The organism is Sphingobium sp. BS19 (assembly GCF_027925545.1).
In the GTDB taxonomy this organism is placed as follows: domain Bacteria; phylum Pseudomonadota; class Alphaproteobacteria; order Sphingomonadales; family Sphingomonadaceae; genus Sphingobium.
On sequence record NZ_BSEF01000005.1, the window covers coordinates 210258 to 233340 of the forward strand.

Annotated in this window: 21 protein-coding genes; 14 read left to right on the top strand and 7 right to left on the bottom strand. The window is 60.7% G+C overall.

The features are described 5' to 3' along the window. Positions 1–3: 3 nt before the first annotated feature. Positions 4–306 carry a hypothetical protein gene (locus QMG56_RS07170; protein WP_230187153.1) on the bottom strand — a complete coding sequence of 101 codons (303 nt, stop codon included), beginning with the start codon at positions 304–306 and terminating at the stop codon, positions 4–6. A 115-nt stretch (positions 307–421) separates the two neighbouring features. Continuing rightward, positions 422–2017 carry a phosphoenolpyruvate carboxykinase gene (locus QMG56_RS07175; protein WP_281821892.1) on the bottom strand — a complete coding sequence of 532 codons (1596 nt, stop codon included), beginning with the start codon at positions 2015–2017 and terminating at the stop codon, positions 422–424. A gap of 262 nt (positions 2018–2279) precedes the next feature. Between QMG56_RS07175 and QMG56_RS07180 the strand changes: the two genes are divergently transcribed. Genes QMG56_RS07180 through QMG56_RS07220 form a run of 9 tightly spaced genes read left to right on the top strand, consistent with a single transcriptional unit; the run spans position 2280 to position 10105 of the window. Next, a complete protein-coding gene (locus QMG56_RS07180; RefSeq protein ID WP_230187151.1) occupies positions 2280–2984 on the top strand; it encodes a response regulator transcription factor in 705 nt (234 codons plus the stop codon). Further along, positions 2953–4548: an ATP-binding protein gene (locus QMG56_RS07185; RefSeq protein ID WP_230187150.1), complete on the top strand. Its 1596-nt coding sequence runs from the start codon at positions 2953–2955 to the stop codon at positions 4546–4548. Before QMG56_RS07180 ends, QMG56_RS07185 begins: the two co-directional genes overlap by 32 nt. Continuing rightward, positions 4545–5006 carry an HPr kinase/phosphorylase gene (locus QMG56_RS07190; RefSeq protein WP_281821893.1) on the top strand — a complete coding sequence of 154 codons (462 nt, stop codon included), beginning with the start codon at positions 4545–4547 and terminating at the stop codon, positions 5004–5006. The genes QMG56_RS07185 and QMG56_RS07190 overlap by 4 nt, the downstream gene beginning before the upstream one ends. Next, positions 4984–5919: an RNase adapter RapZ gene (rapZ, locus tag QMG56_RS07195; protein WP_375713651.1), complete on the top strand. Its 936-nt coding sequence runs from the start codon at positions 4984–4986 to the stop codon at positions 5917–5919. Before QMG56_RS07190 ends, rapZ begins: the two co-directional genes overlap by 23 nt. A 25-nt stretch (positions 5920–5944) precedes the next feature. Continuing rightward, the gene (locus QMG56_RS07200) at positions 5945–6349 is read left to right on the top strand and encodes a PTS sugar transporter subunit IIA (protein ID WP_230187148.1); all 405 of its coding nucleotides are present in this window, start codon (positions 5945–5947) and stop codon (positions 6347–6349) included. Continuing rightward, positions 6346–6618, top strand: coding sequence for an HPr family phosphocarrier protein (locus QMG56_RS07205; protein WP_230187147.1), 273 nt, complete (start codon positions 6346–6348; stop codon positions 6616–6618). The genes QMG56_RS07200 and QMG56_RS07205 overlap by 4 nt, the downstream gene beginning before the upstream one ends. Before the next feature lie 6 nt (positions 6619–6624). Further along, a complete protein-coding gene (locus QMG56_RS07210; protein WP_230187146.1) occupies positions 6625–7425 on the top strand; it encodes an RNA methyltransferase in 801 nt (266 codons plus the stop codon). Further along, a complete protein-coding gene (locus QMG56_RS07215) occupies positions 7422–8699 on the top strand; it encodes an MFS transporter (RefSeq protein ID WP_281821894.1) in 1278 nt (425 codons plus the stop codon). The genes QMG56_RS07210 and QMG56_RS07215 overlap by 4 nt, the downstream gene beginning before the upstream one ends. A gap of 59 nt (positions 8700–8758) precedes the next feature. Next, positions 8759–10105 (top strand): M24 family metallopeptidase, encoded by a 1347-nt coding sequence (locus QMG56_RS07220; protein WP_281821895.1) that lies wholly within the window; start codon positions 8759–8761, stop codon positions 10103–10105. A 3-nt stretch (positions 10106–10108) separates the two neighbouring features. Here the strand turns inward: QMG56_RS07220 and QMG56_RS07225 are convergent, their stop codons facing one another. Then, positions 10109–10783 (bottom strand): L,D-transpeptidase family protein, encoded by a 675-nt coding sequence (locus tag QMG56_RS07225; RefSeq protein ID WP_281821896.1) that lies wholly within the window; start codon positions 10781–10783, stop codon positions 10109–10111. A gap of 283 nt (positions 10784–11066) precedes the next feature. Here QMG56_RS07225 and QMG56_RS07230 point away from each other — a divergent pair, with 283 nt between their 5' ends. Genes QMG56_RS07230 through QMG56_RS07240 form a run of 3 tightly spaced genes read left to right on the top strand, consistent with a single transcriptional unit; the run spans position 11067 to position 15523 of the window. After that, positions 11067–13007, top strand: a complete 1941-nt coding sequence (locus QMG56_RS07230) for a TonB-dependent receptor (RefSeq protein WP_281821897.1) — start codon at positions 11067–11069, stop codon at positions 13005–13007. A gap of 28 nt (positions 13008–13035) precedes the next feature. Further along, a complete protein-coding gene (gene acs, locus QMG56_RS07235; RefSeq protein ID WP_281821898.1) occupies positions 13036–14979 on the top strand; it encodes an acetate--CoA ligase in 1944 nt (647 codons plus the stop codon). A 4-nt stretch (positions 14980–14983) separates the two neighbouring features. After that, on the top strand, positions 14984–15523 hold the full coding sequence (locus QMG56_RS07240) for a cytochrome b (RefSeq protein ID WP_281821899.1): 540 nt from the start codon (positions 14984–14986) through the stop codon (positions 15521–15523). Between the two features lie 36 nt (positions 15524–15559). On the opposite strand, the gene QMG56_RS07245 is transcribed toward QMG56_RS07240, so the two are convergent. Continuing rightward, positions 15560–16039: a copper chaperone PCu(A)C gene (locus QMG56_RS07245; RefSeq protein WP_375713652.1), complete on the bottom strand. Its 480-nt coding sequence runs from the start codon at positions 16037–16039 to the stop codon at positions 15560–15562. A 181-nt stretch (positions 16040–16220) separates the two neighbouring features. Between QMG56_RS07245 and dnaK the strand changes: the two genes are divergently transcribed. Then, complete coding sequence (dnaK, locus tag QMG56_RS07250; protein WP_230187139.1) at positions 16221–18125, top strand: molecular chaperone DnaK; 1905 nt, start codon at positions 16221–16223, stop codon at positions 18123–18125. Between the two features lie 141 nt (positions 18126–18266). Next, on the top strand, positions 18267–19394 hold the full coding sequence (gene dnaJ, locus QMG56_RS07255) for a molecular chaperone DnaJ (protein ID WP_281821900.1): 1128 nt from the start codon (positions 18267–18269) through the stop codon (positions 19392–19394). A gap of 48 nt (positions 19395–19442) precedes the next feature. On the opposite strand, the gene QMG56_RS07260 is transcribed toward dnaJ, so the two are convergent. Genes QMG56_RS07260 through QMG56_RS07270 form a run of 3 tightly spaced genes read right to left on the bottom strand, consistent with a single transcriptional unit; the run spans position 19443 to position 23026 of the window. Then, the gene (locus QMG56_RS07260; protein ID WP_281821902.1) at positions 19443–19895 is read right to left on the bottom strand and encodes a hypothetical protein; all 453 of its coding nucleotides are present in this window, start codon (positions 19893–19895) and stop codon (positions 19443–19445) included. A 32-nt stretch (positions 19896–19927) separates the two neighbouring features. Continuing rightward, positions 19928–22282 (bottom strand): patatin-like protein, encoded by a 2355-nt coding sequence (locus tag QMG56_RS07265; RefSeq protein ID WP_281821903.1) that lies wholly within the window; start codon positions 22280–22282, stop codon positions 19928–19930. A gap of 39 nt (positions 22283–22321) precedes the next feature. Further along, positions 22322–23026 (bottom strand): endonuclease/exonuclease/phosphatase family protein, encoded by a 705-nt coding sequence (locus QMG56_RS07270; RefSeq protein WP_281821905.1) that lies wholly within the window; start codon positions 23024–23026, stop codon positions 22322–22324. Between the last annotated feature and the right edge of the window lie 57 nt (positions 23027–23083).

The window sequence follows — 23083 nt, forward strand, 5'->3', positions numbered from 1 at the left end:
GAGCTAGCCGAACAACCCTTTGGCAAGGCCGCTCAGTTCGTTCAGAGGATTTCCGTCGCCATCGCGATCCAGAAAGCTGGTCAGCTTGCCCATGATCGCTTCCGGACCGCCTGCGGCCGCGAGCATCTCTTCCAGCTTGGCAACGGGCAGCCCATATTCGTTGGCCGTCTGCGTCAACGCCGATGCGTAGTCGGCACCGCCGCCGATCTTCGCGCCCAGCATGTCGCTAATGCCCTTCACCTGTTCGGGCGGCAGTCCAATCTTGGCGGCAATGGGCTCAAGATTACCCAGAATTGCGTCGAACATGGCGTGCCTCCCTCGTTGAATGAGCCGGGACGTACATAACATTCATCGCCGCCGGGCTGAAACGAAAACGGACGGCACATCCTGCGATGTGCCGTCCGTTTTTCGATAGTCTGGATCAGGCGGCGGTCAGGGCAGCTTCCCGTACCGATGCATCGACATGATCTTCGAACTGGGCAAAATTATCGACGAATTGCTTCACCAGCTTGGCTGCGGTTTCGTCAAATTCTTGGCCATTGGCCCAGGTCTGACGCGGATCGAGTATTTTGGCATCCACACCGGCCACAGCGACCGGCACTTCGAAGCCGAAATTCGGATCGGTGCGGAACGCGACGCTGTTAAGGCTGCCGTCAAGCGCTGCATTCAGCAGAGCGCGAGTGACGCGGATGGGCATCCGGTTCCCGACGCCATATTTGCCGCCGGTCCAGCCCGTGTTGACCAACCAGCACGTCACGCCGCCCTTGGCAATGCGTTCTTTCAGCAGATTGCCGTAGATCGAAGGATGGCGCGGCATGAAGGGCGCGCCAAAGCAGGTCGAGAACGTCGCCGTCGGCTCGGTTACGCCAATTTCGGTGCCTGCCACGCGAGCGGTGTAGCCCGAAAGGAAGTGGTACATCGCCTGCTCAGGCGTCAACCGCGAAATCGGCGGAAGAACGCCATAGGCATCGGCTGTCAGGAAAATGATCGTCTTGGGCACAGGCCCCAGATTTTCCTTGGACGCATTGGGAATGAAGTCGATCGGATAGGAACCACGGCTGTTTTCAGCGAGGGTGTTGTCGTTGAAGTCCAGCTCGCGCGTTTCCTTGTCGATCACGACATTTTCCAGAACCGTACCGAAACGCTTCGTCGTCGCGAAAATTTCCGGTTCCGCTTCAGGCGACAGGTTGATCATCTTGGCATAGCAGCCGCCTTCGAAATTGAAGACCGCCGTGTCGGACCAGCCATGCTCGTCGTCACCGATCAGCGTGCGGCTGGCGTCCGCCGACAAGGTGGTCTTGCCCGTGCCGGACAGGCCGAAGAATACGGCCGTGTCGCCATTCGGACCGATGTTTGCCGAACAGTGCATAGGCATCACGCCCTGCACAGGGAGCAGGTAATTCAGGATGCCGAACACCGACTTCTTCATTTCGCCGGCATAGGCGGTGCCGCCGATAAGGATCAGCTTTTCGGTAAAGTTGACCGCTACCACTGTTTCGCTGCGGCAACCGTGGCGCGCGGGATCGGCGCGGAAGCTCGGCAAGTCGATGATGGTGTATTCCGGCGTGAAATCAGCCAGTTCGTCCGATGTGGGACGGACCAGCAACGTGCGGATGAACAGATTGTGCCAGGCAAGCTCGTTAATGACGCGCACATTCACGCGATATTCCGGCTGCGATCCGCCAAAGAGGTCCGCGACGTACAGCGTTTCCTTCTCACCCAGCGCAGCGATGAAATCTGCCTTGAGCGCAGCGAAATGTTCGGGAGTCATGGCAACATTGGTGCTGCCCCACCACACCGTGTTTTCGGTTTCTGCATCGCGGACAATGAACTTGTCCTTGGCGGAACGACCGGTGTGCTTGCCGGTCTCGACGACCAGCGGGCCATCCTTCGCCAGAATGCCTTCGCCATTGGCCAACGCAGCTTCGACCAGAGGAGCGGTGCCAAGGTTCCAGTGTTGGGTTGCACGAGTATGGATGCCCTGGGTTTCCAGAGTAACAGAGGATATCGCCTGCACGCGCTTGCTCCTAAAACAATGTAGTGGCAGCCTGAAAGGCCGTTAAGGCAGGACGCGCGGCTCCATGCATGGCGGCGCTTACCCTGCTTACGCGAATCCGCATAAGCCTTTGACCCTTACCCGTCAAATCGGGTCAATTGTGATTGATCTAAGTTGATACATGGCGATATCCGCGCCACGACGGGGAACATGCAGACATCCTTGCTCCTCGCGACGCCATCGTCTAGTCCCTGCGCGTGAACCAGCAACCGGACCGCATGCAATGAGCGCAACAATCGCGTTGGTTGACGACGACCGCAATATTTTGACGTCCGTATCCATAGCGTTGCAGGCGGAAGGGTTCATCACGCGCCTGTATTCCGATTCCGAGGCCGCGCTGAAGGCGCTGACAGACAGCCCGGCGGATCTGGCGGTATTCGATATCAAGATGCCCAAGCTGGATGGGATCGAGCTGCTTCGTCGCCTGCGTGAGAAGAGCGCAATGCCGGTCATCTTCCTGACCAGCAAGAATGACGAGCTGGACGAAGCACTGGGACTGGCCATGGGAGCGGACGATTACATCTCCAAACCCTTCTCCCAGCGTTTATTGATCGCCCGCATCCGCGCAATTCTGCGCCGCGCGGAGTTTGCTCGCCCTTCTACGGAGAGCAGCGAACCTGCCGCCGAACCTATCGTGCGCGGTCGGTTGGAAATGGACCCGGCACGCCATCGCGTAAAGTGGAAGGGGAATGACGTCACCCTGACCGTCACTGAATTCCTGATTCTCGAAACGCTCGCGGCCCGCCCCGGCGTCGTCAAAAATCGCAATCAGTTGATGGATGCCGCCTATCAGGATGATGTCTATGTCGACGATCGCACCATAGACAGCCATATCAAACGCCTGCGCCGGAAATTCCGGGAAGCGGATTCCGATTTCAACGCTATCGATACATTATATGGCGCCGGATACAGATTCTCAGAAGAATGAGCATAGCGACATGGCGCTCCGCTGGTCGGGGCAACTGTCGCTGACGCGCCGCATTCTGGCGGTCAATATCTTTGCGCTCGCGCTTTTGGCAGGCGGCTTTTTCTATCTCGACAGCTACCGTTCCCGTGTCGTTGACGAGCGTTTGCAGCGGTCGCTAAGCGAACTGCAACTGCTTGGGACCGCGCTGGAAAGTACGCCGGACGCACAACATGACGGTCTGATCAATGCCTTTGCCAGCAAAAACGACGGTCGCATCCGTCAATATAGCGCTGACGGCAGGCTGGAAACGGACAGCTTCAAACTGGCGCCACCACGCTATGTATTACGGGACCCGGCAAGCGAAGATTGGCAGCGTCATGTGGCACGTTTCCTCGATAAAGTCGTCGATCGCATAGTCTTTGCGCCGCGCACGCCCTATTTCACCGAACCTGCGATCGACCGTGCAGACGCATGGCCTGAACTTGTAGCGGCGCGCAGTTCTGGTCAGGGGCAGGCGATGAACCGCTACGCGCCCGATCGCACGCCAATGGTGTCTGCGGCAGTGGTCATGCGAAATGGCGAAGCATTGTTGGCTACCGAAAACGCCCGCGACATCACGCGCGTCGTACGCGCAGAACGCCTGCGCCTCGGCTTTGTTTTAGCAACGGCCTTGCTTGGATCGACGTTACTTTCGCTCTTTCTTGCCCGCACTATAGTTCTCCCCTTGCGCAGGCTGGCGCGGGCTGCCGTGCGCGTACGCCTTGGCCGTGCGCGCGAAGTGACGGTACCGCGTCTGCCCGACAGGCGCGATGAAATAGGCCTCCTCGCTCGCGCGCTGTCGGACATGAGCCACGCGTTGCGCAAACGGATCGATGCCACGGACGCCTTTGCTGCCGATGTCAGCCATGAGCTGAAAAACCCCATCGCTTCACTGCGATCTGCCCTCGACGGCTTGAGTACGATCGATAGACCAGACTTGCGGGCCCAGTTGCTGGCCATTGCAAAGGATGACGTCCGACGGCTCGACCGATTGGTCACCGATATAGCCGAGGCGTCCCGTGTGGATGCACAACTATCGCGCACCCGCTTTGAACCTGTGGATCTGGGCAAGATGATCGAAGAGCTCATCCTCGCTCGCGAAACGCGCGGGATAGAACGCGATGTGCGCATTGCGTTTGCACGCCCCCGCGTCGATGTTGCTGTTGTCATGGGCGAAGAACAGCGGCTGGCCCGTGTGCTGGAAAACCTGCTGGATAACGCGATTTCCTTTTCGCCCGATGGTGGCCTTGTCCAGATCGTCGCGACCGTCGCCAATGACGAAGTGCTGGTGAGCGTCGAAGACGAAGGTCCGGGTGTACCGCTCAGCGAGCGCGAAACAGTGTTCCGCCGCTTTCACAGCGTCCGGCCCGAAGGCGAGCAGTTCGGCAAGCATAGCGGCCTGGGTCTGGCCATTGCGCGCAGCATCGTGGACGGCCATCAGGGCCGCATCAGCATCGGCGATCGCGACGATGCGCAGCAGGGCGCGAGCTTCATCGTGCATCTGCCGATGGCGCAAGCCGCCGACCCTGGCATGGCATCGGAATGAGCGACGGCCCAAGCCAAACGCTGCACGCCACTACAGTTGCCATAAACGGTCGTGCGATCCTGCTGACGGGGCCAAGCGGCAGCGGAAAATCGGACCTTGCCCTGCGGCTGATAAGTGGCGGCGCCGTTCTGGTGAGCGATGACTACACCGTCGTTGCCCGCGATGAGACGACTCTCATCGCCACGCCTCCTGCCTCGATTGCCGGCAAAATGGAGGTGCGCGGTATCGGTATCGTGGATTTCGACTATTGTCGAAGCGCTCCGGTGGCGCTTATTCTGGATTTAACTGCTCCGGTGGAACGTCTACCCCAGGCATGCGAAAGCAAGGAGATAGCCGGGATATCCATCCCCATGTGCTCTATCGCCCCCTTCGAGGCCAGCGCGCCAGCTAAAGTCGCGCTTGCGCTCAAGGCCTTTGGGCTGGCAACAAGGGCAAATGGTGGCGCGGCAAAATCCTAAGAACATATTGCTGGTGTCCGGTCTGTCCGGCGCGGGGAAGACCACGACTCTCAAGACGCTGGAGGATATGGGCTGGGAAGTGGTGGACAATCTGCCGCTGCTCCTCCTGGACAGTTTACTACAGACCCCCCTCCCCGAGGGGCATGTCGCCGAAGATCGTCCGCTGGCCATCGGGATAGACGCCCGCACGCGCGGCTTCGATGCCAATGGCATCGTGCAACGCATCAAGGCTCTTCGAGGGAAGCACGATCACGACATAGAGACCCTGTTCCTCGATTGCAGCGGTGCCGAACTGGAACGCCGCTTTTCCGAAACGCGCAGGCGGCACCCTCTGGCGCAAGACCGGGTCGCCGCCGATGGCATCGCACGCGAACGCGAATTGCTCGAACCGCTACGCCGTTGGTCGACCAACGTCCTCGATACGACGACCCTCAACATTAACAGCCTGCAACAGGAAATCCGCAATCGCTACAGCCGGGAGCGGCTCTCCGATCCGGTGCTCACCATCCTTTCCTTCGGTTTCTCCCGCGGGCTCCCCCGCAACGCCGACCTGGTTTTCGACATGCGGTTTCTGCGCAACCCACATTGGGATAACAACCTGCGCGCGAAGACCGGCCAGAATGCGGATGTTGCCGCCTATATTGCCCAGGACCCCGCCTATGAGACTGCGGTTTCCCAGATAGAGGAACTGCTCAAGACCTTGCTTCCGCGCTATAGCGAAGAAGGCAAGGCTTATGTTACCGTGGCGTTTGGCTGTACCGGGGGGAGACATCGTTCGGTTCATGTGGCGGAACGTGTCGCCTCAGCCTTGCGTCAGGCGGGATTTTCCCCCACGGTCTCGCACCGCAACATGGAATCGGCACCCCAGGACGCCCTGGAGAAGCGCCGACCGGGGGCGTCGGACCAAACATAATGACGCAAATGGGCTGCAATATTCTATGATCGGACTGGTTCTGGTAACGCATGGTCGGCTGGCGGCGGAATTCGTCGTAGCGATGGAGCATGTGGTCGGCCCACAGCAGGCGATCGAAACGATCTGCATCGGCCCGGATGACGACATGGAATTGCGCCGTGCCGACATCGCTTCGGCGGTCGAGCGTGTCAACGACGGCAACGGCGTCATTCTCCTGACAGACCTGTTCGGCGGCACCCCCTCCAACCTCGCTATTTCGCTGCTGAAGGCAGGCGAAATAGAAGTGATCGCCGGGGTCAACCTCCCCATGCTGATCCGGTTGGAGAGCGCACGCAAGGCTATGGACGTGCGCATGGCCGTGGCGGCAGCGCGCGAAGCGGGCCAGAAATATATCAGCGTAGCGTCCGAGCTGCTGGGCAGTGCGTCATGAGCGGGTTCAGCCGCGAAGTCCTGATCACCAATCGCCGGGGGTTGCATGCGCGCGCGAGCGCCAAGTTCGTCACGATCGCTAGCGCCCTGCCCGCGCAGATCACCGTCGCCAAAGACGGTTCTGAAGTCACCGGCACGTCGATCATGGGCCTCATGATGCTGGGCGCCGCAATGGGCGACAGCATCGTGATCAGCGCCGCAGGGGATGAAGCCGAAGAGTCGCTGGGCAAACTCGTCAGCCTCGTCGAGGACAAGTTCGGCGAAGAGTGACCTTACGTGGCGCGTGAAATCACCGGTTTTTCCAACCCGCTGGTAAAGAGGGTACGCAGCCTGCGGGAAAAGAAGTTCCGCAAGGCGGAAGGTCTGTTCCTGGCAGAAGGCCTTCGTATCCTGACAGAAGCGCGCGATGCGGGCGTCCTGCCCGAAATGCTGTTCCATGCAGGATCGGACCATCCGCTCGCACAGGATCTGATTGCGGCGATGGAGGCGGCCGGTGGCGATGTGATCGAAACATCGCCCGACATTCTCGCGAAAATCAGCGGTAAGGACAATCCGCAGGCAGTCGTTGGCGTATATCGCGATCGATTGACGCCGCTGGATGCAATCGACCGCACCACCGCCGATATCTGGATCGTCGCGCAATCGCTGCGAGATCCCGGCAATCTTGGCACAATCTTGCGTACGGGCGACGCCGTGGGCGCGGGTGGCCTGATATTGGTGGACGATTGCGTCGATCCCTTTTCCGTCGAAGCGGTGCGCGCCAGCATGGGCGCGCTCTTCACCCAGCTTATCGTGACGGCGCGGTGGGAGGAGTTCGTCCCTTGGCTCCGGCAAGGTCCGGGACAACTGGTCGGCACCAGCCTCAATACAACGCATGACTATCAGGGACCGACCTATCAAGCGCCCGTCTTCCTGCTCGTCGGCAATGAAGCGCAGGGACTACCGGAAAGCTATGAAGCGCAATGCGACCTGCTGGTGAAAATGCCGATGCTGGGCAAGGCCGACAGCCTGAACGTTGCCGTCGCCACAGCCGTCATGGCGTATGAAGTGCTGAACCAGAAGCGGGGCCGGGCATGAGCGGCATCAGTGCGATGCTGCGTCATAAGCGCGTACTCAGCGCGAGCCTGATCGGCACGGCAGTCGAATTTTACGATTTCTATATCTACGCTACGGCCGCCAGTCTCGTCTTCGGCCCCTTGTTCTTTCCCGCGACTTCTCCATCGGCACAGCTTCTGGCCGCCTATGCGAGCTTCGCGCTGGCGTTCATCGCCCGCCCCTTAGGCGCAGCGGTATTCGGGCATTATGGCGACCGGATCGGACGCAAGTCGACGCTGGTCTATTCGCTGATGCTGATGGGCGGATCGACGTTGCTCATCGCCTTTCTGCCGACCTATCAGTCCATCGGCTGGGTCGCGCCTTTGCTGCTTTGCATCCTGCGTTTCGGTCAGGGTTTCGGCCTTGGCGGCGAATGGGGCGGCGCGGCATTGCTGGCGGTGGAGAACGCTCCGCCGGGATGGCGTGCACGGTTCGGGATGTTCCCGCAACTCGGTGCGCCTGTCGGCTTTATCGCCGCCAATGGCCTGTTCCTGCTTCTCGGCGCGTTTCTAACCGAAGAGCAGTTTCTGGCCTGGGGTTGGCGCTTGCCGTTCCTCGCCAGCGCCATTCTGGTCATATTGGGCCTCTGGGTTCGACTGAAACTGACTGAAACGCCTGAGTTTGCAGATGCGATGGCGGAAGCACCGCCCCCTGCCCTGCCCCTCGCGACGCTCCTGCGCGATCACCTGCGCGCCGCCATTGCCGGTACATTCGCTGTTGTCGCTTGCTTCGCCATTTTCTACATCGCGACGGCCTTTGCATTGGGTTATGGCACCGCGACGCTCAAGATCGGGCGAGAGACGTTCCTCGGCCTGCAACTCGGCGCGATCCTGTTCATGGCGCTCGGCATCATCCTTGCCGGATGGTGGGCGGACAAGACCAGCCCGCGCCGGGTTCTCATCATCGGATGCCTCGGCACGATCCCGATGGGCATACTCTTCGGCGCAGCGATGGGCAGCGGATCGCTCCTCGCTATCTTCTCTATCCTCGCGCTTGCGCTCTTCCTCATGGGTTTCGTTTACGGCCCGCTCGGCGCGTTCCTGCCGGCACTGTTTCCCATACAATTGCGCTACACCGGCGCCTCGTTCGGATTCAATCTGGGCGGTATCATCGGCGGCGCACTAGCCCCCATCGTCGCGCAATATCTCGTTGCGACACAGGGTATCGCATTCGTCGGCCTATATATGTCGGCAGCGGCAGCCATCAGCCTGATGGCCCTCTGGCGTCCCGGCGGAACAACTGCGCCCGCCGCCTGACTCTCTTGCCCGCCGTCCACTACGCGATACAGTGCGCTCCTCATGACAAGGGGATTACCGTGAAGGCATATTATTTGGGCGTCGCCGCTCTGGCCATGTCGCTGCCCGCACATGCGCAAATGCCACTTAGCATGACCGAGGCGCGCAATCCCACGGTCCCACCGGTCTTGCCTCTGCGCGATCAAGCCGCGTTGCGCGATGCCTGGCTGGCGGAGCGACTGGACAGCGTCGTTCCCAAATTGATGCGCGAACACGGCATCGACATGTGGGTGCTCGTCGCGCGGGTATATATGGAGGACACCGTCGTCGCGACGATGCTGGACGCCGAATCCATGCATGCCCGTCGGCGCACGATCCTGATGTTCTACGATCCCGGCAACGGCAAACCTATCGAGCGGCTGACGGTCAGTCGCTATGGCCTAGGCACGCTTTTCGCCGCAGCATGGACGCCGGAGACGCAGCCCGACCAATGGAAGCGCCTTGCGCAGTTGATCGCCGAGCGAAACCCCAAGAAGATCGGCCTCAACATCTCCCCGCGCACGGCATTCGGCGATGGCCTGACGCATGGGCAGTATCAGGATCTGGTTGCTGCCCTGACGCCGGAACAACGCGCGCGGATCGTGTCCGCCGAACCGCTGGCGGTCGGCTGGCTCGAAACACGCATCCCCGCCGAGATGAAGATGTATCCGCAAATCGTCCGCACAGCACATGCCATCATCGCCGAAGGGCTATCCAATGCGGTCATCACCCCCGGCAAGACGACGGCGGACGATGTTGTATGGTGGTTTCGCGAACGGATTGCCGGACTGAAGCTAGACACATGGTTTCAGCCATCCGTGCATATCTTCCGCGAGGGCGAAGCGAACGACATTTCAGGAGACGTCGTGATCCAGCCCGGCGACATGCTGTGGACCGATTTCGGCATCACCTATCTGGGGCTGAACACCGACACGCAGCATCTGGCCTATGTGCTGAAAGCCGATGAGCGCGATGCGCCCGCTGGTCTGCGCGCGGGCATGGCGGCGGGCAATGCAGTGATGGACGCACTGACGTCCAGCTTCAAAACCGGCCTGACGGGTAATGAGATGCTGGCCGCCGCGCGTGGCAAGGCGAGCGCCGCCGGACTTAACCCGACGATCTATTCGCATCCTATCGGCTATCATGGCCATGCGGCTGGCAGCGCCATCGGCTTCTGGGACAATCAGCAACCCGGCCCCTCCGGCAATCATCCCTTGCGCGCCGATACCGCCTGGTCGATTGAGTTGTCAGCAACCGTAAAGGTGCCCGAATGGGACGATCAAAGCGTGGTGTTCCGCCGGGAAGAGGACGCCTTCTTCGATGGGAAGACTTTGCAGTATATCGACGGGCGGCAAACGGAATTTCACCTGATCGCTAGCAAGCCATGAAGATTACACCTTGGTGGTGGTCGCGCCGCTGACGTCCATCATTTTCCCATCGGTGATGATGACGCGGTCGCCCAGTTTCGCTTGCTGGAACAACAGCTTCGCAAACGCGGTCGGCACCCCGATGCAGCCATGCGTCGCATTGCCCCATTGAACGTCGCTGCCGTGGATGGCTACGCCGTCATTGGTGAGCCGGAGCATGTACGGCATCGGCGCATCGTAGAGGTTGGACACATGATCGGCGTCCTTCTCTGAGATCGGGAAGGTGCCGACCGGCGATTCCTTATCCGTCGCACCATAGACGATCACCGCCGCGCCAATTTCATACCCGCCCCGGAATACTGACATCGTCTGCGCTTTGAGGTCCACGGTAATGACCAGCGGACCAGCAGGCACACCTTTGTCGTCCCACTTGTAATCGCCATGCCGGAACGGCCCATCGATGGTCAGTACCCGCTTTACGACAAACGGACTGTCAACGGGCGTCGCGACAGGCTTTACCGCAGCTTGCATGACGGCTGCAGGCTTGACCGTGATAAGCGGTGCCTCCGCTTGCGGCTTGTCCGTGGGACGGCTGGGCTTGCTCGTCACCTGAATAGCGGTCGCAACCAAAGCGATGCCCAATCCTGCACGTATGACATCACGCGCCTTGATCGCCTTGATTTTGCTGATGATATTCATGCAATTGGTACTCCAGACCCTGTCCTTAGCCGATCTGCAAAAGAAGGCGAGATGCCGATTTCGGCTGTACCGCTTCGGGACGACGGCACAGCCATTCGTTAATTCGCAAATGGATGGGAAAATATGCTTATCGGCTTGACCCAAAGAAGAATGTACCAAAGGGAGGCGCTGTCTTAACGCGAAGAGAGACGCCTCGTCTCAGGATTGAGATCGGAGCGCTGAAGGAACCACAATGCGTCGCGCCTGCCTGATCATATCATCTGCTCTGTTTTGCACACCGACCATGGCGCAGGAGGCAGTGCAATCAATCGTGGTGACGGGGCAAGGCTTGCCTTCCCCGCCCGGGACGCCCGCCTATGGATCGGTCGTGATAACGCGGGAGCGGTTGACTTCGGTGGCTTCGGGACGGCTGGAAACCGTGTTGGGCGACGTCGCTGGCTTTCAGCAGTTTCGCCGGTCGGACAGCCGGTCGGCCAATCCATCGGCACAGGGCACAACCCTGCGCGCGCTGGGCGGCAACGCATCCAGCCGTGCCTTGGTCTTGCTCGACGGCGTACCGATGGCCGATCCGTTTTTCGGCTATATTCCGTTCAGCGCGATTGTCCCGGATCGGCTGGGTGCCATCCGCGTAACGCGCGGCGGCGGAGCGGGGGCTTTCGGGGCAGGCGCCGTGGCCGGGACCATCGAAATGGAAAGCGCCCCACGCAGCGATTTACCCCTGTTCAGCGGCAACGCCCTGTATGGCAGCCGCGATTCCACCGAGCTATCAGGCACCGTCACGCCGAACCTGGGTGCAGGCTATGTCTCGGTGTCCGGACGATGGGACCGCGGCGACGGTTTTTACACCACGCCGCGCGCACAACGCACCATCGCCGATGTCCCTGCACGCTATGACGGCTGGTCCTCCAACATCCGCGCCGTCGCACCGATCAGCGACACGCTGGAAATTCAGGCCCGCGCGTTGATATTCAACGATGACCGGACTCTCCGTTTCAACGGCGCAGACAGCCATAGCGAAGGACAGGACGCCAGCCTTCGCATCGTGTCACGCGGCGCATGGCAGATCGATGCGCTGGCCTATGTCCAGGCCCGCAATTTCAGCAACGTGGTCATCAGTTCCAGCAGCTTCCGCAAAACGCTGGATCAGCGCAACACGCCCTCCACCGGCATCGGCGGCAAGATAGAATTGCGCCCGCCTGTCGGCCCCGATAACGTCCTGCGCATCGGCGCGGACACGCGCTATGCCAGCGGCAATATGTTCGAAGATGCGTACAACGCCAACACAGGAGTCGTTACCGCTCGCCGCCATGCATTCGGTCGTCAAAGCACGTCTGGCGTATTTGTTGAGGACGACTGGACGATAGGGCAACTCATCCTGACCGGCGGAGCCCGCGCCGACCGGTGGACCATTACGGACGGTCAGTTCGAAACCCGTAACGCGGTCGGCACCCTTACCGGCGACACGCTCTATCCCGACCGGGACGGCTGGAAATTCAGCGGGCGGGCCGGCGCGCTGTTCCGGCCCAATGAAGCCATCGCCTTGCGCGCTGCCGGATATACCGGGTTCCGCCTTCCAACGCTGAACGAACTGTATCGGCCCTTCGCGGTGTTCCCCGTGACGACGCAGGCCAATGCCGCACTTGGCCTTGAAAAACTGAAAGGCGCGGAGATCGGTGCGGACCTGACACCGCTCCCGGGTGTCGCGCTGGGCATCACCGGCTTCTACAACCGCTTGGGCAATGCCGTCGCCAATGTCACGATCGGCACCAATCAGCGTCAGCGGCAAAATGTCGATGCCATCGTAGCGAAGGGCGTTGAGTTGACCGCGAGCGCACGGAGCGGCGACATGTCGCTGATCGCATCCTACGCCTACAGCCATGCGACGGTGAAAGCGCCCTTAAAGCCATTCGACGGCCTCGTGCCCGCACAAAGCCCGCGCCATGCGACCAGCGCGACATTGGCATGGGAACCCGCCAGCGGACCGTCGCTATCCACCACGCTGCGCTATGTCTCACGCCAATATGAAGACGATCTCCAGACAGATGCTCTGCCCGGTGCCATCACGCTGGATGCCTTCGCGCGATTGCCGATTGGTCGACATCTGGCCATTATCGGGCGGGCCGAGAATATTTTCGACAAGGCTGTCGTAACCCGCAACGCTGGCGGATCGATGGACCTTGGTACGCCCCGGACACTATGGATCGGTTTCCGGGTCGAAGGTTGAATGGAATAAGACGAAGAGGATGACGACTATGCCGCAAGACCTTTTCCCGGTGTCAGCCGAATGGGCCACCAAAGCCCTTCGCAATGCAGAAAGCCGTGCGGCGGAACATGCCCGCTCGCTGGCGGAACCTGAGTCCTATTGGCTCGAACAAGCGCAGCGCCTCGATTGGATCACGCCGCCAACAGTCGCAGACGAGAGCAGCTTTGACGAAAACGCGTTCGGCGTACGCTGGTTCGGCGACGGCATCCTTAATGTGTCGGCAAACTGTATCGACCGCCATCTGGCGGAACGCGCGGACGCCGTCGCGATCATTTGGGAATCGGACGATCCCAAGGAGGAACCACGCCGCTACACTTATGCGCAATTGCATGAAGAAGTGTGCCGCTTCGCCAATGTGCTGAAAGCCGCCGGTGCCAAAAAAAGCAGCCGGGTCACGGTCTATATGCCCATGATCCCGGAAGCGGCCTTTGCCCTTCTTGCCTGCGCGCGCATCGGCGCAATCCATAGCGTTGTCTTCGGCGGCTTCTCGCCAGAGGCCCTCGCGGGCCGGATCACCGATTGCGATTCGACCCTTGTGATCACCGCCGACGAGGGGCGACGCGGCGGCAAGATCGTCGCGCTGAAGGACAATGTCGACAAAGCGCTGGCGCTCAGCCATTGCGTAGATCACGTTGTTGTCGTGAAAGCCACTGGCGGCGAGATCGCGATGCAGGACGGTCGGGACATCTGGTATCATGAGGCCGCTGCCAGCGCGTCAGTCGATTGCGCGCCGGAACCGATGAATGCGGAAGATCCGCTTTTCCTCCTCTACACATCGGGCTCGACCGGGAAGCCTAAGGGCGTTCTGCACACAACCGGCGGCTATCTGCTGTGGGCCAGCCTGACGCACGAACTGTGCTTCGATTATCGTCCGGGCGAAATCTACTGGTGCGCCGCCGACATCGGTTGGGTCACCGGACATAGCTACATTGTCTATGGCCCGCTCGCCAATGGCGGAACGACGCTGATGTATGAGGGGCTGCCCAACTGGCCCACACCCAGCCGTATCTGGGAAGTGGTGGACCGCCATAAGGTGCAGACGATTTTTACAGCGCCCACCGTGTTGCGCGCGCTGATGAAGGAAGGCGACGGCTATGTCACGTCGACCAGCCGCGCGTCCCTGCGCATATTGGGCACCGTAGGTGAACCGATCAATCCGGAGGCATGGCGCTGGTATCACAGCGTCGTGGGCGAAGGCCGCTGCCCGATCGTGGACACATGGTGGCAGACCGAAACGGGCGCAGCGATGATCGCTCCCATGCCCGGCGCCACCGATTTGAAACCGGGATCGGCCACTCTGCCCATGCCGGGCGTAGAACCGCAGATCGTGGATGCAGAAGGCACTGTTCTGGAGGGCGCAGCCGAAGGCAATCTCCTCATCGCCCGGTCATGGCCCGGCCAGATGCGGACCGTGTGGGGCGATCATGAGCGTTTCTTCCAGACTTACTTCACCATGTATCCCGGCAAATATACGACCGGCGACGGCGCACGCCGCGACGAGGATGGCTATTACTGGATCACCGGACGTGTCGACGATGTCATCAACGTATCGGGCCATCGCATGGGCACCGCCGAAGTCGAAAGCGCGCTCGTCCTGCATGCCAAGGTTGCAGAAGCCGCCGTTGTCGGCATGCCGCACGATATCAAGGGGCAAGGCATATACGCTTATGTCACGCTGAACGCAGGCGAAGAGCCTTCCGACGATCTCCGCAAGGATCTCGTCAAATGGGTCCGCACCGAAATCGGCCCCATCGCTACGCCCGACGCGATTCAGTTCGCACCCGGTCTTCCAAAGACCCGCTCGGGCAAGATCATGCGCCGTATCCTGCGCAAAATTGCGGAGGGGGAGGTTTCCTCTCAGGCGCTGGGCGACACGTCCACGCTGGCCGATCCATCGGTCGTGGACAATCTGGTCGCGAACCGCGTAAGCTGACGATATGGCAAGTATCCCCCTTCATCCGCAATCACGCTACGACAGCGTGGCCCGCCTTCTCCATTGGGTCATCGCCACTCTCGTGATCCTGAACATCATCGGCGGGCTCGCGCACGATGCGCTGGAAGGGATCGTCAATGTCATGCCCCTGCACAAATCGACCGGCATTACGGTGTTTTTCCTGACGGTTCTTCGGATCGTCTGGCGACTGGTGAATCCGCCGCCACCGCTACCCTCCAACATGGCCAGTTGGGAAAAGGCTGCATCGCACGCTACGCATGCATCCTTTTATCTGCTCATGGTGCTGGTGCCGCTGACGGGCTGGATCATGGTATCGGCCGGAACGCGGCCGCTCGACTGGTTCGGCTTATTCCCGATACCGAAATTCGGGGTGACCAAGGGCGACGCCATTGTCGACATTTCGGGCGAAGGGCATGAAATCCTCGCCATCCTGTTCGGCGTCTTGGCCCTCATTCACATCGCAGCGGCGCTACGCCATCATTTTCTGCTGAAGGACACTATCCTTCGCCGTATGGCGGGCTGATCGAGCTACCATCAGGCGAAGGTTTCCGGGTCTTCCTTAGTGCCCTTCATGCTCTGCACCGGCAGGCGCAGCGGCGCCCGTCTTTTGGACAATGGCGTCGACGATGATCCGGTCGCCATTGGAAAAGAGGAACGTCAGCGGCACCTTGCCCTGCTGAACCGCTTCGGGATTGACGCCCCACAGCATCAGATGCTTGCCGCCGGGTGCGAACGCGACCTGCGTCTTGGCCGGGACCGGCACGGCAGTGACCGGCGTCATCGTCATCTTGCCGCCCATGTTCATCGTTTCATGCATTTCCACGCGCAGCGCGCGGTCGGTCATCACGCCGCGCAGTTCGACCGGCGTCTCCCCGCCGTGGACGACAAAATAGCCTGCCGAGGGCATGTCCTTGTTGGGGCTGACCCGAATCCACGCCTGATCCACGAACAAGGGTGCGGGATCGGCGCAGGCCGCCAGCAGCATCGGCGCCGTCAGCAAACCGATAGTAGCAAGCATCCGTGAAAATGACGGCATCATGGCTGTATCCTTTCTGTCCCGTTTCCGGTCGAACATAATATTGCATCGTCCCTAATCGCCGTAGCTTCTTGTGCCAAGCAAAAGCCCCCCTATATCGACATTCGAGACGGTACTTGTGCTGGCATGATGTGCAGGGCAAGGCCGCTAACCGCTGAACGTCTTGGGGTTAAAGAGGACATACATGGCTAAAGTTATCGGAATCGATCTGGGCACCACCAATAGCTGCGTTGCAGTTATGGACGGCGGCAAGCCGAAGGTAATCGAAAATTCGGAAGGCGCGCGCACGACGCCGTCGATCGTTGCATTTACGAAGGATGGCGAGCGCCTGATCGGTCAGCCGGCCAAGCGCCAGGCCGTCACCAATCCGGAAAACACCATTTTCGCAGTCAAGCGTCTGATCGGTCGTCGGTTCGACGATCCGCTGACCAAGAAGGATATGGAACTGGTCCCTTATGCGATTGCCAGCGGCGGCAATGGCGATGCGTGGGTCAAGGCCGGTGGCGAAGAATATTCGCCGTCGCAGATTTCCGCCTTCACGCTGCAGAAGATGAAGGAAACCGCCGAGAGCTATCTTGGCGAAACCGTCACGCAGGCTGTCATCACCGTTCCGGCTTATTTCAATGACGCCCAGCGTCAGGCAACCAAGGACGCGGGCCGGATCGCCGGTCTTGAAGTGCTGCGCATCATCAACGAACCGACCGCAGCCGCACTGGCTTATGGCCTCGACAAGCAGGACGGCAAGACCATCGCCGTTTATGACCTTGGCGGCGGCACCTTCGACATTTCCGTGCTGGAAATCGGCGATGGCGTGTTCGAAGTGAAGTCGACCAACGGCGACACCTTCCTGGGTGGTGAAGATTTCGACGCGAAGATCGTCGAATATCTGGCCGACGAGTTCAAGAAGCAGGAAGGCATCGATCTGCGCGGCGACAAGCTGGCGCTGCAGCGTCTGCGTGAAGCGGCAGAAAAGGCGAAGATCGAACTGTCTTCGGCGGCAAGCACGGAAGTCAACCTGCCCTTCATCACTGCCGACCAGAACGGTCCGAAGCATCTGGTGAAGACGATCACCCGTTCGGATCTGGAAAAGCTGGTTGCCGATTTGATCAAGCGAACGCTGGAGCCTTGCAAGAAGGCACTGGCCGACGCAGGCGTTACCGCCAGCGACATCAGCGAAGTCGTTCTCGTCGGCGGCATGACCCGCATGCCGCGCGTCCGCGAAATCGTGAAGGAATTCTTCGGCAAGGAACCGCACACCGGTGTGAACCCTGATGAAGTCGTCGCGATGGGTGCCGCCATTCAGGCAGGCGTTCTGCAGGGCGACGTCAAGGACGTGCTGCTGCTCGACGTTACCCCGCTCTCGCTGGGTATCGAAACGCTGGGCGGCGTGTTCACGCGCATGATCGATCGTAACACCACGATCCCTGCCAAGAAGTCTCAGGTCTATTCGACTGCCGACGATAATCAGCAGGCCGTGACGATCCGCGTGTTCCAGGGCGAACGTGAAATGGCGGCGGATAACAAGCTGCTGGGTCAGTTCGACCTCGTCGGCATTCCGCCTGCACCGCGTGGCGTACCGCAGATCGAAGTCATTTTCGACATCGACGCCAACGGTCTCGTCAACGTGTCCGCCAAGGACAAGGGCACCGGCAAGGAGCAGCAGATCAAGATCCAGGCTTCGGGCGGTCTGTCCGACTCCGACATCGATCAGATGGTCCGCGATGCCGAGCAGTTTGCCGAAGAAGACAAGAAGCGTCGTGAATCCGCCGAAGCCAAGAACAACGCGGAAAGCCTGATCCACACGACCGAGCGTCAGCTTGAAGAGCATGGCGACAAGGTCGATGCGTCGCTCAAGTCGGAAATCGAAACTGCCGTTGCTGCGACCAAGTCAGCCGTCGAAAGCGGCGACATCGAAGCAATGAAGGCAAAGGCACAGGAACTGGCGACGATTGCCATGAAACTGGGTCAAGCGATCTACGAGAAGGAGCAGGCCGCCGGTGCCTCGCCGGGTGCCGAAACGGCAGCCAAGGCAGATGACGGCGTGGTCGATGCCGAATTCTCCGAAGTAGACGAAGACAGCAAAGCGTAAGGAAAAACTCCCCCCTCTCCCCTTCAGGGGAGAGGGTCGGGGAGAGGGGGATGGAAGTCGGTGGCTAAAGCGTGAACATGGCAAACATGGGCGTGCGCAGCCTTCCCTTCCAACTCTCTCCCTTGAAGGGGTGAGGGCACTATGAGCACCGAAGTTGATTTTTACGAGCTGTTGGAAGTCGATCGCACGGCTGACGGCGCGACTCTAAAGAGCGCCTATCGCAAGTTGGCGATGAAATATCACCCCGACAAGAACGGGGGATGCGCGGATAGCGAGGCGAAGTTCAAGGCGGTCAGCGAAGCCTATGCTGTGCTGAACGATCCGCAGAAGCGTGCAGCCTATGATCGCTTCGGCCATGCTGCTTTCCAGAATGGCGGACCGGGTGGCGGGAGCGGCTTTGGCGGCGGCGCAGGCGGATTCTCCGACCTAGGCGATATCTTCGAAACGATCTTTGGCCAGTCGGGTTTCGGCGGCGGCGGACGTCAGGCCAGCCGCCGCGGCGCAGACTTGCGCTACGATCTCGAAATCGGTCTGGAAGATGCCTATCATGGCAAGCAGACCGCGATCGACGTGGAAGTTTCCGCGCCGTGCGATACGTGTGACGGATCGGGTGCAAAGCCTGGCACTGGCGTTAAAAGCTGTGGCACCTGCAACGGTCATGGGAAGGTCCGCGCTCAGCAAGGCTTTTTCGTGGTCGAACGCACCTGCCCATCCTGTCACGGCGCAGGCAAGGTCATCGAAAGCCCCTGCGGCACATGTCGCGGCGAAGGTCGGGTGGACAAGAAGAAGACGCTCTCGGTCAACATTCCCGCAGGCGTCGACGAAGGCACACGTATCCGCCTGACGGGCGAAGGCGAAGCCGGACCGCGCGGCGCACCCTCAGGCGATCTCTACATTTTCCTGCACGTGGAGCGGCACAGCATCTTTGAGCGCGAAGGCACGACCTTGTTCTGCCGCGCGCCTGTCAGCTTCACGACTGCATCCCTGGGCGGAACAATCGAAGTCCCCGGCCTCGACCGCGAGCGCCATGAAATCCGCATCCCGGCGGGAATACAGTCTGGCAAGCAACTGCGTCAGCGCGGCGCAGGCATGCCGGTTCTCAACGGTCGTGGTCATGGCGACATGGTCGTACAGATCGACGTAGAGACTCCCACACGCCTTACGCCCAAGCAGAAAGAACTGCTCGAAGCCTTCCGTGAAACGGAAACCGGCGAGGAATGTCCGCAATCGACTGGATTTTTCAGCAAGCTGAAGGATATGCTGGGATAATCACCCGGTGAACGCGGGGGCGGTCACGTGCCACCCCTGCGACCAGTATCATTCCGGCGACGGCGGCGTTTCGATCTTGTCTGCATATTCGTGAAGCGCCGACATCACCTCGGCGTCCTTGCGATAGCGTTTGCGCAAGTCCGCCAGCTTGACGTCGCTGCCGGTGCATAGCGTACGAATGTTGTCCTCCAGAAAGACGCGACGCTCCTCGTCATAGGGCTCCTCGCCCCGAAAATGGTCGCATCCGTCGCGGGCGACCATGAAATCCGTGACTTCATCTGGGAAGGGCATGGCGTCTTGCGTGCTGTTGGCGATCGTCTCGTCTTGCGGCAAATCCGGCACCGGAGTCGTTGCAATCTTCGCAACCACCGCCGGAGCTTCGGGCGCCTCCTCCGTGCGAGCGGACTCGACTGCCGGCTTGGCAGCTTCCGCCAATGCAGGTGTCTCGTTCTGCACCGTATCTTCGGCGGGCGAACGGGAGCAGGCGGATGTCAGCAGCATCAGCACCGCTATCGCCCTTCCCGACCCTGGCTTCACCCAATTTCCCTCCGCAGGCTCGCGATCAAATCCGACACCAGACTCAGCCGCTTTTCTTCCTCATCCAATATCGCATGGAACGCTGCTTTTCTGTAGCGGGTGACGGTGTCGGCAGGAAGCGTGATACCTACAGGCAGTGTCGAAAGCACGATGTCTATCAGCCGCTCAGCTCCATGCAGCCGCCCCCACAGGTAATCGTTCTCGCGATAGGCCCGACTGAAAAAGGCGCCAAAGTTGTTGAATTCCATCCCCCGCAACGTCGCCGCCGCATTGGCAGGGCGGATCGCCGAGCAATCCTCCGGCGAAATACGGTCGACTTTTACCGGATCATATTCGTCCAGTCCTTCCCCCTGCAGCAGCGGGAGGGTCGCGATATCGTAAAAGGGGAAACCCAGATAAGCGAGCAATAGAAGCCGACGCTCCGCCTTGGGCAGTTCGGACAGAGCATCGGACAGCAGCAACTCTGCCGCCTCGTCGCACGCGCGCAAATCGCGTGCCGCCGCCAAAGCGGTCAGCACACTCCCCGGATCGGCGCGCACCCGCCCGGCGGCATCGGCCAGCGTATCGCCATAATATTCGGCGGATTCGCGTTCCAGATACACAGCCAACCCGCCATAGATCGCATCATGCATGGCAGTCAGCGCATCTGCGCTTGCCTCGCTTTCCACTTCCAGCGTTTCCGCCAACCGCCGCGCCATAAAGCGCAGGCGACGCACCCGAAAACTCAGGTCATGATCGCGAAAGAACTGCACCGTCTCCGGGCTCGCACTGTCGCGTCGATCGCCGCCTAGCTGATCGATCCCCGCGTCGCGTACATGACCCCAGATGGCCTGCCGTGTCGCGTCCCGCTGCCCGGCATTATCGTCCGCTCCCAACTGGAACAACAGGTCGGCAATGTCATCGACGATGCCCGACAGTTTCAAATGGCCGTAAGCGGGATAGGCAAAGCCCGCTGCGCCCGCCGCCCGCATCTGAGCTTTCGCCCGCCAGCCTGCCAGTCGCGCCGGTGTCGGACGGTTGAGGAACAGAGTCCCGCCGAAACTGCTTTCCACGTCATGCTCGATCTGCGGACGCAGCGCGTCGATGATCTGCCGCATCCGCAGGATGCGCCGCGACCGCCCCTCGATGGCATCCAGATTGTCGCGGATGGGCTGTTCGCGCGGAATATCGCTGAGCGCGCCGAAGATTGTACGGAAAAAGCCGGGCAGCGGCGCCACTTCCCCCTCGGCCAATTCGTGCGCCTCCCCGCTACGCGTCAGCTTTATGCTGCGGCTATGCGGCTTGGGATCGATGTAGACAAAGCGCCTGTCGACTTCCCGACGCGAGGGGCGATTGCGCAGCGCGCCGATAGCCTGCGCAAACGGGGCATTGGCAAGGATAGACCCATCGATGAGCACTGCGTCTTCGGCTTTGCCCAGCGCGCTGTGGCGCGGCAACACCCGTTTAAGAAACGCTTCCCTCCCCGGCCAATGCCGCTGCCGCTCTTCCAGTACGCCGTCCAGCTCGCGCACCGTGAAAGGCGGAAAGGCCCCCGGAAAGCTGGCCGTGGCGCGCGCCGCAAAGGCCAATTCGATGGGATCGGCAAAATTTCGTTCATCGCGCGACCGGCCGCGCGCGCAAAAGCCCAAAGACAACCTATGCTCGGTCTCGATCACATGCGGCGGGCTATGCAGTTCCAGACTCTCGGGATAGCCTTCGAAATCGGTGACCGTCACGAACAGATCGAGCGGATGCCCCGGCGGCAATAGCGGCGTACCGGCAGGCTCCCTCGCCATCGCATCGAAGGCGTCGAGCAGCATGTTGCTGAACCCCGCCCCGCCAAAGGGCGGCTCGAACCAGCGGGACCGGATAAAGCGCGATAGCTTCATCCGCACTTCTTCCCGTGTCTCGGGCGCGACCGTTCGCTCCACAGCGTCACCCGGCCGCCGCGCCGCCATCCACACCAGCGGAGAGGCCCAGAATTTCGTGAACTTCGCCGCCGGACGCGCATCGGGGTCGAGCAGCCGGTCTATATCGGCATATTCCATCCACAACGCGGTCAGCGGATCGAGCGACTGGCCTGTCTCTATGGCTTGCGCCAGGAATATGCCGTTGATCCCGCCCGCACTCGCCCCCGCAATGATGTCCGGCAGGATACGCAGTCTGGTGCCCGTCTCCGCTTCGATATCCGCAATCAGATCGCGATAGACGGTGCGCGAGCTACCATGCGGATCATCCTTTGCAATGCCGTCATGAAAATCCCGGCTGGCCCGTGCCAGATGCCAGATTTCCTTGGTGATCCCGTGCATGTAAATGGCGAGACTGATCCCGCCATAACATACCAGCGCCAGCCGAAGCTCCTTCTCCCTCATATGCGACGCATCGCAAATGCAGGGAGGAATGTCACGATCTTAAGCCAGAGCGAATTCAGCCCAGATCGGCAGATGGTCAGACGCCTTGCGCGACGCTGCGCTTTCATGGACGCCGCAAGCACTCAATGTCAGCCGCTCACAATACATAATCCTGTCCAGCCGCGCGACAGGCCGCCGTGCATGAAAGCTGCGTCCGCACGGCGCAAAGCGGTAATGCCGCGCGAAATCGGCCAGGCATCCCCGGTCGGCGCTCCATTCGTTGAGATCGCCCATCAAGACCGTCGGCATCGCATCGCGCGCGCCGGCGGCATGGATGACCGCGGCGGCCTGCCGACGGCGCCACAATCCCGACAGGTCGAGGTGCATCCCGAACAGCCGTACCGGGCTAACCGGCGTCGTCACTTCGGCCATGATCGCACCGCGCGGTTCCAGGCAGGGGAGATGGACGATATCATGCGCAGGAACATCCATGTCCTTGCGCACCAATATGGCATTGCCATGCCAGCCCATGCTTTCCACCCGTACATCCAGAGGCACGGCGCGATATGGACTGTGGCTCTCCAGCAAGCGCGCCGGAATGGCGGCAAGGCGCGGGCCGAAACGCCGGTCTGCCTCCTGCAACGCCACGACATCGGCATCCAGTTCGGCCAGCACGTCCAGGATACGCTCCGGACTGCGACGGCGATCCGTCCCTATGGCTTTACGGATATTGTAGGTGGCGACACGAAAGGTGGTTTGTCCCATGATCGTCCAATGCCTCAATGTCCGCTATGTTTCCACCCATCAGCGCAAACAGGACTA